General features: G+C 56.9%; 10 protein-coding genes. 2 read left to right on the top strand and 8 right to left on the bottom strand.

All coding sequences use genetic code 11. The annotated features are described in order from the left end of the window. Nucleotides 1–77: 77 nt before the first annotated feature. The 3 genes from P1S59_07935 to aroQ form a co-directional block, all read right to left on the bottom strand. Nucleotides 78–1484, bottom strand: coding sequence for an aldehyde dehydrogenase family protein (locus P1S59_07935; protein ID MDF1526179.1), 1407 nt, complete (start codon nucleotides 1482–1484; stop codon nucleotides 78–80). Nucleotides 1485–1548: 64 nt separating this feature from the next. Continuing rightward, entirely contained in the window at nucleotides 1549–1929 is a 381-nt protein-coding gene (locus tag P1S59_07930) for a cupin domain-containing protein (protein MDF1526178.1), read from the bottom strand. Nucleotides 1930–2031: 102 nt separating this feature from the next. Continuing rightward, on the bottom strand, nucleotides 2032–2469 hold the full coding sequence (gene aroQ, locus P1S59_07925) for a type II 3-dehydroquinate dehydratase (GenBank protein ID MDF1526177.1): 438 nt from the start codon (nucleotides 2467–2469) through the stop codon (nucleotides 2032–2034). Nucleotides 2470–2809: 340 nt separating this feature from the next. Between aroQ and P1S59_07920 the strand changes: the two genes are divergently transcribed. Beyond that, nucleotides 2810–3610 carry an IclR family transcriptional regulator gene (locus P1S59_07920; protein ID MDF1526176.1) on the top strand — a complete coding sequence of 267 codons (801 nt, stop codon included), beginning with the start codon at nucleotides 2810–2812 and terminating at the stop codon, nucleotides 3608–3610. A gap of 35 nt (nucleotides 3611–3645) precedes the next feature. On the opposite strand, the gene P1S59_07915 is transcribed toward P1S59_07920, so the two are convergent. The 5 genes from P1S59_07915 to P1S59_07895 all read right to left on the bottom strand — a co-directional run bounded on the left by P1S59_07915 (nucleotide 3646) and on the right by P1S59_07895 (nucleotide 9207). Next, complete coding sequence (locus P1S59_07915) at nucleotides 3646–3825, bottom strand: hypothetical protein (GenBank protein ID MDF1526175.1); 180 nt, start codon at nucleotides 3823–3825, stop codon at nucleotides 3646–3648. 324 nt (nucleotides 3826–4149) lie between these two features. Further along, nucleotides 4150–5913: a thiamine pyrophosphate-binding protein gene (locus P1S59_07910; GenBank protein MDF1526174.1), complete on the bottom strand. Its 1764-nt coding sequence runs from the start codon at nucleotides 5911–5913 to the stop codon at nucleotides 4150–4152. A gap of 288 nt (nucleotides 5914–6201) precedes the next feature. After that, nucleotides 6202–7473: a TRAP transporter large permease gene (locus P1S59_07905; protein ID MDF1526173.1), complete on the bottom strand. Its 1272-nt coding sequence runs from the start codon at nucleotides 7471–7473 to the stop codon at nucleotides 6202–6204. 3 nt (nucleotides 7474–7476) lie between these two features. Beyond that, entirely contained in the window at nucleotides 7477–8064 is a 588-nt protein-coding gene (locus P1S59_07900; protein ID MDF1526172.1) for a TRAP transporter small permease subunit, read from the bottom strand. Nucleotides 8065–8175: 111 nt separating this feature from the next. After that, nucleotides 8176–9207 carry a DctP family TRAP transporter solute-binding subunit gene (locus tag P1S59_07895; protein MDF1526171.1) on the bottom strand — a complete coding sequence of 344 codons (1032 nt, stop codon included), beginning with the start codon at nucleotides 9205–9207 and terminating at the stop codon, nucleotides 8176–8178. 1436 nt (nucleotides 9208–10643) lie between these two features. Between P1S59_07895 and P1S59_07890 the strand changes: the two genes are divergently transcribed. After that, nucleotides 10644–11627, top strand: a complete 984-nt coding sequence (locus P1S59_07890) for an alcohol dehydrogenase catalytic domain-containing protein (GenBank protein ID MDF1526170.1) — start codon at nucleotides 10644–10646, stop codon at nucleotides 11625–11627.

Below are 11627 nucleotides of genomic sequence, written 5' to 3'. Positions count from 1 at the left end.
CTTATAGCGCCATTCCCATTTATCTTTAATTGCCACACAGTTAGCTGATATCTCATTTGCATCATGAATAATGCGGGCTAGAGAGTTTCCGTATTGTAGAACTCTCCGAAGAGATCCTCTTCCGAGGGCCTGTCCTCCGGGATTGGCCGGGCAACCCAGGTAACATTCAAATAGTGTTTGAGGTGGATGTTCTCGTTGGTTATGTTGCCGCCCCATACCCCGCACCCGAGACTGGAGGTCATGGGCATACCGTTGTTAAACGAACCGGCGTTGGCCTTGGACTGGGGCTGGCGCACCATGATTCTGCTCACGGGGGCCACCATGGCCAGCCGGTGGATGTGATCATCGTCGAAGGAGTAGATCCCGCAGGAGTGGCCCTTGCCGCCCACCTCGTAGATCTGTTTGACCATTTCCAGCACATTGTCGAAACCGCTGTATTTGAAAATAGCCAGGACGGTGGTGAGTTTCTCGCTTGAGAAGCGGTATTCCTTCCCGATATGATCCTCTTTGACAATAATGAAGGTCCGGTCCTCGGGGATGGAGAACCCGGCAGCCGTAGCCATCTCCATGGCGGAGCGTGCCACCGTGTCCACGGTCCTGTTTCCCTCCCCGTCCCACATGATCGCCTCGAGCTTCGCCTTTTCCTCCTCGGAGGCAAGATAACCGCCCTCAGCCTGAAGCCGGGCGAGAAAGGCGTCGTATATGGAGGCCTCTACCAGAAGATTTCCGTCCGCCGAGCACCCGGACCCGAAATCGGAGGTTTTGCTGAGGCGGGTGTTAAGCGCCGCCTCTTCAATATTTGCAGTTTCGTCGACGACCATGGTGGAGTTGCCGGCCCCCACGCCGTAAGATGGTTTTCCGGAACTGTAGGCAGCCCTGACCATGGCCATGCCGCCGGTGGCGACGGTCAGGTCGCATATGGACATTAGCTCCTGGGCCAGGGGGATACTGGGTTTCTCAGCACACTGGAAAAGGTCCTCGGGAGCACCGTGTTTTTTGAGCGTCTCCCGCATGACCCGGACCATCTCCATAGTAGTCTTTCGGCTCCTGGGATGGGGGGAGAAGATCACAGCATCCCTGCACTTCAAGGCGTAGATCCCGACTCCCGGAGGGGTCAGCTCGGGGTTGGTGGTGGGTACCAAGGCGGCGATGACACCTGCCGGTTTGGCGTACTTCACAAGACCCTTTTCAGGGTCCTCCTCGATAACGCCCATGCTCTTCTGTCTCAGGGTATCGCGCAGGATCCCCATGATCTTGAAGCGCTTGGCTGCCCGGCCCGCCTTATCCCCGATGCCGCTCTCGTCCACACCCATCTGTGCTATCCGCGTAAAAGTCTCCTCGTTGGCCGTTGCCCAGCCCACGGCCTGGCAAAGCCGGTCCACGGTCTTCTGGTCGTAACTCTCGACGGCCTTCATAGCGGCCCGGGCCCTGGCGAAAAGATCCTGGGCGTACTGTCTTTCCCCGTCTGTGATCGGTCTTGCCATGTCAACTCTCCTTGCATGCTGACCTTTTCAGATCCATTCGTGAATCCGGCGAAACTCAGAATATCTATTTCATGGGCAGCTGTCCCGGAGGAGCGTAAGCCCACAAGAGCCAGAGAGGTTCTTCCGAATCGTTGTAATGGACGTGCTCGACTCCATCCGGGATCCACATGTAATCGTACTGCTTGAACCTGGTTTCCTTATTATTGTCCAGATCGTAGGCGATACCTCCCCCCTTGACCACGAAGTTGATCTCCTCGGAACCTGGATGGGAGTGGGCCGCGCAGCGCTCGCCCGGTTCGAAGATGGTGATCCCGGCCACGATCTGCTCCGCCCCCAGCTGGGCGTGATCGACCGCGCGAAAAACTTTCCTTCGCAAACCTTCCTTTTCGAGACCCAGCCATATCTGCTCGGCATCCTTGAATGTGTTGATGACTTTGATCTCCAATGCTGCCTCCTTGCCCCGAAATTGGTCCAGTATCAGAATCTCCCGTGCCTACCGTGGGTGTGATCAGAAAAGCTCACCAGGCTGCCCCCCTGACACTGCCGGCTACTTAACCAGGTTGACCGCAGCCCTCAGGGCCAGTCTGTAGCTGTCAACTCCCAAACCACTGATCGACCCTTTGACCACCGGCGAAAACACGGAATGATGCCGGAACTTCTCCCTGCTGTGAACGTGGGACATATGCACCTCAATGACCGGCACCTCAAGGATGCCCAGGGCGTCGGCTATGCCGTAGCTGTAATGCGTCCAGGCTCCGGCGTTGATCAGCACCGCGACGGTCCCGTCGCCATGAGCCTCGTTAATCCTGGAAGCCATCTCCCCCTCGCAGTTGGTCTGGAAGCACTCCACTTCAAAGCCCAGCTCCCTGCCCAGGGCCTTCAGGTCTTCGTCTATCTGGGCAAGGGTGATCGTTCCGTACTGGGTTGGATCCCTTTTGCCGAACATGTTGAGGTTTATTCCGTTCAAAACGAGTATTTTTTTCATAACACCCCCTGAGATCTGAATAAAGTATTCCTGAACGCGAGTTTAAAGGATAAGGCACTCGCTCCGATAATCGGTAATAATAGCACCGCCGCAGTATGGAAGCCTCCCATAATTCACGGCACTCAGCTATGTTCAATAATAGGTCTATCGTTCTGCCAGTCAGAATCTATATAATATGAAGCAAAGATTATCCTATGTCAATGCGTAAGTGATGCCAAATGACCATGAATTTCATATAATAGGATAATCCTAACAGGAAGAACGATTAAACTTTGAGGCCGCTCCGAAAATCAGCCTGCATGATGCCTTATTTCCCTGATGGGCGCTGCAAGGGGGTACGATGGAAAAGGTGAGAAATAGTGACCTGGTCGGGGATACCCGCCCTGCAGTTCCCAAGGTCGACACGGTGGTGAGAGCTCTTGAGATCCTCGAGTGCTTCACGACCGGAGAACCGGAGCAGACTTTAAAGCAGCTCTGTGAAAAAACCGGGCTTTACAAAAGCAGGGTTCATCGACTTTGTACGACCCTGCTGGACTGCGGTTACCTCGTTCGCACATCCTTCTCCAGCTACAGGCTCGGACCGAAGCTTCTTGTCCTGGGCAAGGTCTACGAGAGGACCAACACCCTGGTCTCCATCTCCCGTCCCATCATGGAGGAGCTTGCCGCTGCCTCCGGAGAATCGGCGGCGCTTTTTGCTCTCGAAGGTGAACGCTCCATCTGCCTGGCAAGGGAGTATGGACCTTCCAGGCTCTTTTTCGCGATCAATGAAGGCGACTTCATGGAACTTTACGCTACGGCCACCGGCCGGGTCCTCCTGGCCCACGCCCCCGCCGACTTTCGCAACAGGGTCCTGGGCAGCAAGCTCGAGGCCATCACACCGGCAACCATCACCGACGCTGCATGGCTCAAGGGTGAGTGCCGCGCCATACTGGAACGCGGCTACAGCCTCAGCCGCGAGGAAAGGGAACCGGGTGTGGCGGCCATCGCCGCCCCGGTCTTCGATTTCGAGAAGAAGGTTCCCGCCGTGCTTTCCCTCGTGGGCCCGGTGCAGCGGTTCTCGGAAGAGAACCTGCCCGGGATGATCGAAAAACTCCTGGCCGCCACCGGGGACATTTCCCGGCTCATGGGGGAGGCCCGCTAGTTCCCCGCTCCGGAACGCCGCACCTCGTCGGGACGTTACAGAAACTCTGTGCGCAGCGGTGTAAAGGAATCGACCAGCCGCAAACGGGGGGTCAACGGCTGCACGGTGTGCGGCTCGTCGGGGGGTACGACCACCATGTCCCCGGGACCCAGGATACAGATCTTCTCTGTGTCTGTGTGAGACCGCCTTTCAGCAGCCTGGCGCCAGTCGGCCAAAAACCCTGCTTTCAGCCTTCCTCCGCATCCGAAGCCTGTCACGCCAGAGGCGTGATGCCTCCGTGGTCGATGCTCTTAAGGACCTTTACGGCATACGCCTGAGTTTCCCTTACTCTGCGTAACCCTGCGGGACGAGCGGCCTACCAGCGGGCCGCCTTTGCGTAACTCTGTGTTAATGCTTTCAACGGCTTCTACAGGAACCTTGCTCAAGTGTGAAACCACTAAGATACGCATTATAAGGAAGAGCTAAATACCCCTGGTTTTTCCGCTGTTTCATCTGTCCGCATGCTGCTGAGTTTCCAACCGGCAGGGTGAGGCGACGGATCAACTGTCGGTGCTGACGTGGGAGATGTCCTCATCCGGTGAGTAGATGTCCAGAATATTCCAATGCCCGGTGGTGGGTGTCGGGTTATTGATCATGGGGACGTCCATGACCACGGGAGCGTTGGCCCTGATGGCCTGTTCCAGAGCGGGCTTGAACCCGTCAGCCGACTCGATCCTGATCCCCTCCACCCCGTAGGCCCGGGCCAGGGCGGCGTAATCGGGGGAGGTGGATTTCCCGTCCTTGTTAAAAACGGTGCCGAAAGTTGTGCCAAAGTGGGCCTTTTCCAGGCCCGCGATGGTCCCGAAGGCGTCGTTGTTCATGATGATCCACACCGCGGCGATACCTTCGGCCCTGGCGGTGGCCAGCATGGCCGGATTCTGGCCGAACCCGCCATCGCCCACCAGCGCCACTACGACCTTGTCCGGTCGGGCGAGCTTCGCGCCGATGGCTGCCGGGGCACCGAACCCCATGGTGGCAAGGCCGCCGGTGATCTGGATGCTACCCGGTTCGTATATGGGGAACTGCTGTCCCACACCGTTCTTGTTCCACCCCACATCGGTTGTGATGACGGCGTCCCGCGGAAGAACCTCCCTCAGTTCGGCCAGAATCCGTTCCGGCATCATGGGGAAGGCGTCACTTTGCTCCATCTGGACGTTGCGCGCCTTGAACTGTTCCCTCTGCACGGCGATCTCCCCGGCGAGTTCCGGCCTCCGGATCCCGTCCGGGAACAGTTCCAGCGCGGCACGGGTCAGGACCGGCAGGGCCATCTTGAGGTCCGCGACGGCGCCTATCCGGACAGGGTAGTTCCTTCCTATCTCGGTGGGTTCGATGTCGATGTGGATCAGTTTTGTTTTCGGTATGTCGAAGGTGTACTCCGGGTACCAGGAGCTCGAATCCGCTTCCTTGAACCGGGCTCCCAGAGCCATGATCCAGTCGGCGTTCCGGCACGAGTCGTTGGTGTACTGCGTTCCCCAGAAACCGGTCATGCCCAGGGTCATGGGGTGGTCGTCGGGCAGGGCGCCCTTGCCCATGAGGCTGTGGGACACCGGGATCTGCATGTGATCCACGAAAGCGCGCAGCTCAGGGGCCGCACCGGCCAGTACGATCCCGCCCCCCACGTAAAGTACGGGACGCTTCGCCTGGCCAAGATGTCGGACGATCTCCCTTGCCGTCTCTTCATCGAGGGACGGCCTGGTGAGGGCCTTCACATTGCCCTTCACCCGGTCGAAGAGGGCTGCGTCGATCTCCTTTGAAAAAATATCCATGGGCACGTCCACAAGGACAGGGCCAGGCTGGCCGCTTTCGGCAAGGGTAAAAGCCCTCTCCATTATCTCCGGCAGGTGTTCCGGCCGCTCCACCCGCCACACCCTCTTGCAGAAGGGGCGGTAAATCTCGCACTGACTGCCGTCGGAGTGGAGGTTCACCTCCTGGTGGGGATGCTTTCCATAGTAGTGGCTTGGAACATCCCCGGCGATGACCACCATGGGGATGCAGTCAAGCGCGGCGTTGGCAACTCCCGTCACGGCGTTGGTGAGCCCCGGCCCCAGGTGGGTCAGGAGCACGGCGGCCTTCCCGGTGGCCCTGGCGTAACCATCTGCGGCGTGAGCGGCAACCTGCTCGTGACGGACATTGATGAACCGTATGGAGCTTTTTTCCATTGCGGCGAGGACCGCTATGTTGGTGTGTCCGCAAAGGCCGAATATGTGTTTTACTTCGCGGTGCTCCAGGTATTTTACCAGTTGATGGGAAACCGGATTCTTCACGAAAACCTCCCTATGCGGTTCTTCGGTTCATTAGTTACAATGAGTACCTGATACCTGGCCGACACCGGGGGTTTTCTCTGATCAAGGCGCTCGGCTTCGCGGATCTCTTATCAAGCTACGCTTCGCGCTTCGCCGGAGAACAGAGGCCAGTCACGGCCAGGACTCCCGGAGGTGAAGGGCCTTTCCTGTAGCGTGAACCCGTGGAAAACAGGCACTCTTTTATTGGATGAACCTGTCATTCAAGCAGCGTCTCGAAACGCTGTTTTCTGCTCACTCGGATAAGTTTTATCAGAACCCGAATAACCTCGGTATCCAGGTCACCGTCGCCGGGACAAACGTAATAATGATAAGCGCCAACAGTTCCACCAGGAAAAACGGCCAGATCTGACGGATCAGACGTCCCAGTCCCACATTAGCAACAGAATCCACGACGAAAAGGCACAGACCCATGGGTGGCGTGATCAGGCCGATCATCAGGTTAAAGACCACCAGGATGCCGTAATGGGTCGGATCAACCCCCATGGATACGGCGATGGGGTGCAGGATGGGCACCAGCACCAGCATGGCGGCGATACCTTCCAGGAATAGGCCGACAATGAGGAACAGGATCATGGAGGAGATGAGGAACATCCATTTGGCGGTCATGAATGTAATAGCGAAATCGGTGATCATATTGGGAATCCGGTTATAGGTCATGAGCCAGTTCGCGGCTGATACAGCACCGATGACCACCATGATCGTGGCAGTGTCACGCATGGAGCGGCCAAAGATCTCCGGCAGTTTTTTTATCTTAAGTTCGCGGAACACAAAAATACCCACCACAAGAGCGTAGGCGACGGCAAAACAGGCCGCTTCTGTGGGGGTAACCACCCCCATAAGAATACTGCCGACGACGAATACCGGCATAAAGAGGGGGATGATTCCCTGCATCAGGGTCTTGATCCTGGAGGCCTTAGTTGTTTGCGGTGCGGGCGTCTCAAAATGCCCGGCAAATATCATGACGTAAATGGACAGGAGGGTGGCCAGCAGCAGACCGGGGGCGATCCCCCCCAGGAAAAGCCCGGGCACCGAGACACCGGTCACGGTGAGGGCATAGATAATAACCGGAATACTCGGGGGGATGATGGGACCGATAACAGAAGACGCGGCGGTGACCGCGGCTGAAAAATCCCGGGGATAGCCGCGCTTTTCCATCTCCGGGATAAAGATCCGGCCGATGGCGGAAGTGTCTGCCACAGCGGACCCGGACAGCCCGGCAAATATCACCGAGGCCCAGATATTGACCAGCGCAAGACCGGCACGGAACCGCCCCACCAGCAAGGTGGTAAAATCAATGATGCGGCTTGTGATCCCCGATTCGTTCATGAGCTCACCAGCGAGGATGAACAACGGGATCGCCAGCAGCGGAAAGGATTGCATACCGCCGTACATCTGGGTGGCAACGATCCGCATACTATAGGGGAAGTCACTAACCGCCATGAAGTAGAAAAGGGCAGCCAGGATGGAAAAGGCCACTGGCAGACCGATGACCAGACCAGCCAACAGGATAATATAGATCATGATCTAACTGTCCACCGGTTGGGCCGCCGGTGGGGCATCCGGTTCAACAACCACCCACGCCCTGTCGTTCCAACGTCCCAATAGTTTTAACAGGGCCGCGACAGACAGCATCACTCCGCCGAGGATCATGGCTGCCTGGTAAGGGTAGTAATGACCCAGCCAGATCGTCCAGTCCCAACTGGTGACTGCCCTCAGGTCTTTGGCCAGGCCGATGAGAGCGGACGCTTCCATGCCGCCCCGCTTGAGGACGAACTGCCAGCCGGACCAGGCCATGAGGCCGCCTATCCCCACCATGATGAGATCCACCAACATGTAAAGCTTCTCAGTGGCTGAACGAGACAAGAAACCAACCAGGATGGTGAAACGGATGTGGCGATCCCGCATGTACGCGTAGGCCGCCCCGAACATGAAACCGTAGACGGCAATTAAGGTGGGCAGCTCCTCACCCCACTCAAGGGACTTGCCGAAGGTGTATCGGCGCAGCGAATTGAAAAGGATGATGGCGAAGAGCGCCATCATGGAAAGGGATGCACCGCCGGCACACAGGCCCGTGTAAAAACGGGACATTTTTTGAATAGTTGACCGGTACATGTTCCACCTTTTAAACTCTTTATGTCAGCCCGGGATTGACTCCCGGAAGGTTATAACAAGACATCCCCGGGCGGGATTTCCACCCGGGGAAGCTTTTCTGTATGAAAGGGGCTACTGGTTTTTTGACGCTTCGGCGACCGCCTTGTCCAGCTTATCGATCCAGCCGGCATCGTTGCCCAGCTCTCCGCGCAGCCACTTGACCACAGCCGGCTGAGCGGCAGCTTTAAATTTCTTCAGATCAGCCGCTGAGGGTGAATAGACCTGCATCCCTTCAGCAACGACCTTGGTCACACCTTCAGCGGTGTTGAACTGCTGAATGGCACGCCCCATGAGCCCGGCAGTGCGCGCGGCCTTCTTGATAAGGGCCTTGTCCTTGTCAGAGAGGGACTGGAAAAATTCATCGTTGATGAGGAAGAAATCGACAGCGTAAACGTGACCATCGAGGGTCATGTACTTCTGCAGTTTGTGAAGCTGATTGTTGTAGATGACGCCGACGGGGTTTTCCTGGCCATCAACAACGCCGGTTGCCAGGGCGTTGGGAAGCTCTGACCAGGCGATGGGTGCCGGCTCGCCACCCAGACCTTTGACCATCTCCACGTACAGAGGGATGGGCTGAACACGGAACTTCAGGCCCTTCATGTCCGCGGGAGTCCTGATCTCCCGCTTGCCGTTGGTGAAGTTGCGGTATCCGGTTTCACCATAAGCGAGAGTGCGCAGACCCGACTTCTTCAGGCAGAATTCGCCAAGTTCCTTGCCGAAGGGACCATCCATCACATCCCAGGCGACGGGTGCCGATGGAAAGGTGTAGGGAATGTTGAGGACGTCCGCAGCTTTGCAGACCTTCGCCATGGCGCCTGAAACCAGAGCCATTTGAAGGGTGCCTTCCTGGGCCTGCTGCACCAGGGAGTTTTCATCGCCGAGGGCCTTGGCCGGGAAGAGCTCGACCTTCATGTCGCTCTCGCCTTCTACTATATTCTTGAAAATCAAACTGGCGGCGCCCTTTTTAGAGGACTGCCACTCGGCCGGATCCACGTGGGCCAGTTTGATCGTGGTCGCCGCCATGGCAGCTGCCGGTACGAGTACAAGCGCGGCTACCGCCACGAGGCACGTGAACTTCGTCATCTTCCTTAATATACCTTCCATCTCTTCCTCCTTTAACCATTTACACGGTAATGAGAGAGGCCCACGGGGGTCCCGGTCATCCATGCCGGATCCCGGCCACTGTCAAAATCAGTCAAATACCTTGTCGTCAAAATGCCATGCAGCACCGAGACAAATTCGATTTTATGGGGACAGAATTGGATTTCTACCTATCGCATCCTACTCAGTAGAACACAATGTTTAATATTAAAATAAAAGGCATCGAAGTTTTTGTCAAACGATATTTCATTTCGGATAATGCGGTTAACACGGGTTGTTGCTGCATGTGCCCTATTCATCGACAGAGGATCAATGACCTGTTTTCACCGTGCTGTCATGGTCCCGCGTAGAACGCCTTTATTATCAGCAACCCGGAAGTTGTTAAAAGGATAGCATATATGAACAGGAATAGTGCCGCTGCCGCGTGATGTGAGTCATCCATGCTCCGAGAAAAACACCCACTGGGATGATGGGCAGCATGACCACCCCGTGCTTGAGACTGTATGTAGTGATGCGTCCAGAAAGAGAGGGGGGGAGCAGCTTCACGAGGTTGAGGATGAGGAAGTAAGCTGTTGTCGTTCCTATATACTTTTTTTCGGCATGTTCTGCGGCAGAAAATACATCCGCATTGTGGGTGCCGCACGAGTTTCGCGAGGGCAACGACAGTCCCGGGCGCGGAACCTTCAGTTTCTCAAGATGTGCTGTGCCCGGATGCCCGCGGGCAAGGGCATTGGGGCGTTTCGTTCGGACGGCGCGGCGTACCGGGCGAGCGTGTTCAACTACCGCGAGAGTGAGAGGATGCCGTTCACGATCGAGGCGGACCTGGACGCGGCTGTGTGTTCGATCCGTGAGGAAAGGGAAAATGACACTTTTCGCTTTCCGTTGAGCAAAAAGCCGATAACGGACTTTTTGCGACCCTGTCAAGATTGGCGTCCTTATGGCGTCATCACGCCGGCGGCGTGACCAGAAAGCGGCGGGCAGGCCTGCCTGCCGCAGGCAGGGGGGAACCATACCCGAAATCCGGCGATGAGACCCCTCCGGTGGGGTTTGTGGGACGGATGGGCGGCATCGGGTCGCTGTTTGAACCTCCAGGTGCCCGCCGACGGCAAAAACCGCCCCGCGAACACACCAACCGGAGGCCCATCAAAACCAGTCTCGGATTTCGGGCGTGAAAGCCTTATTGTCCTACTGAAGGGGACGTGGTACTATTATTATCACATATTCCTCCCGATCATCCTGTCAATGTATTTCCGGCGGCCACTCCCATTTTCCCGCCGCCAGGATAAAAAGACATGTACCAGGTGAACGACTTGTCTACCGCATGGAAAAATATGATAATGTCACTGGCGCAGTCACTTAATTGACTTCCGTTATCAAGGGGGCCTGCCTGAATTAATAAAGCCCGGGAAGAATACCATCAGCTTTCACGGAGAAACATTATGAGAGCAGCAGTGCTTGACCAGTCAGCAAAGCTGGCTATTCGTGACCTGCCAGATCCCGTACCGGATTCTGGAGAGGTTATCATCGCCGTAACCTTAGCTGGCGTCTGCGGTTCGGACTACTCGCTGTATCACGGAAAGTTCGGCGTTCCCCTCCCCGTAGTACCTGGCCATGAGGGGATGGGGACCGTCACAGAGGTCGGTCCCGGGGTATCGAATGTGACTGTGGGACAGAGGGTCGTGATCCAGCCCAACTTCGCCTGCTGGGATTGTGATCTTTGCATTGCCGGGATGGATAACATCTGCTCTGGAAAGGTGCGTCTCGGGATCGACGTTAACGGCGTGTTCGCCCAGTATGTCAAGGTCCCGGCCAGATATGCCTGGCCGGTCCCGGAGGGTCTTGATGACCGGACCGCCGCGCTTACGGAACCGCTGGCCGTGGCTGCTCACGGCGTGAAGGTGATGCCCCCGGCCGAGGGGGACCGGGTCCTTATCATCGGCGCCGGGGTCATCGGCCTTATGACGCTCCTGCTCGCCAAACTCAACGGAGCTAATGTGACCGTTCTGGACCTTCTGAACGAGCACCTGTCGCTGGCGGAGAAAATGGGGGCCGACAGCGCCTTTCGGGTCGGGGGTGATAAAAAGCCGGATCCGGCATCCTTCCACCTGATCTATGAGACCAGCGGCGCGCCGTCGGGCCTTTCGGATGCCATTGGACTTGCCGCCCCGGGGGGACGAATAGCACTGCAGGGTCTTCCAGGCAATGAGCACCCTGTCTCCACTACCCAGATCGTCCGCAAGGAGCTTACTATCAGGGGTTCCATGATCTACACCGACGAATTTCCAGGTGTCCTTGAGCTTTTGCGGAGCGGGCGAATTGATCTCAGCCCTCTTATCTCAGACTTCATAGGACTTGATGACCTGGATCATGCCATAAAGAACTTCAACGCACCGGACCGGTTCAAGGTCCTGGTCTCCTTTTGA

This window comes from bacterium, assembly GCA_029210965.1.
Lineage (GTDB): Bacteria > BMS3Abin14 > BMS3Abin14 > BMS3Abin14 > BMS3Abin14 > JALHUC01.
This window is presented reverse-complemented; position numbering and strand designations above follow the sequence as displayed.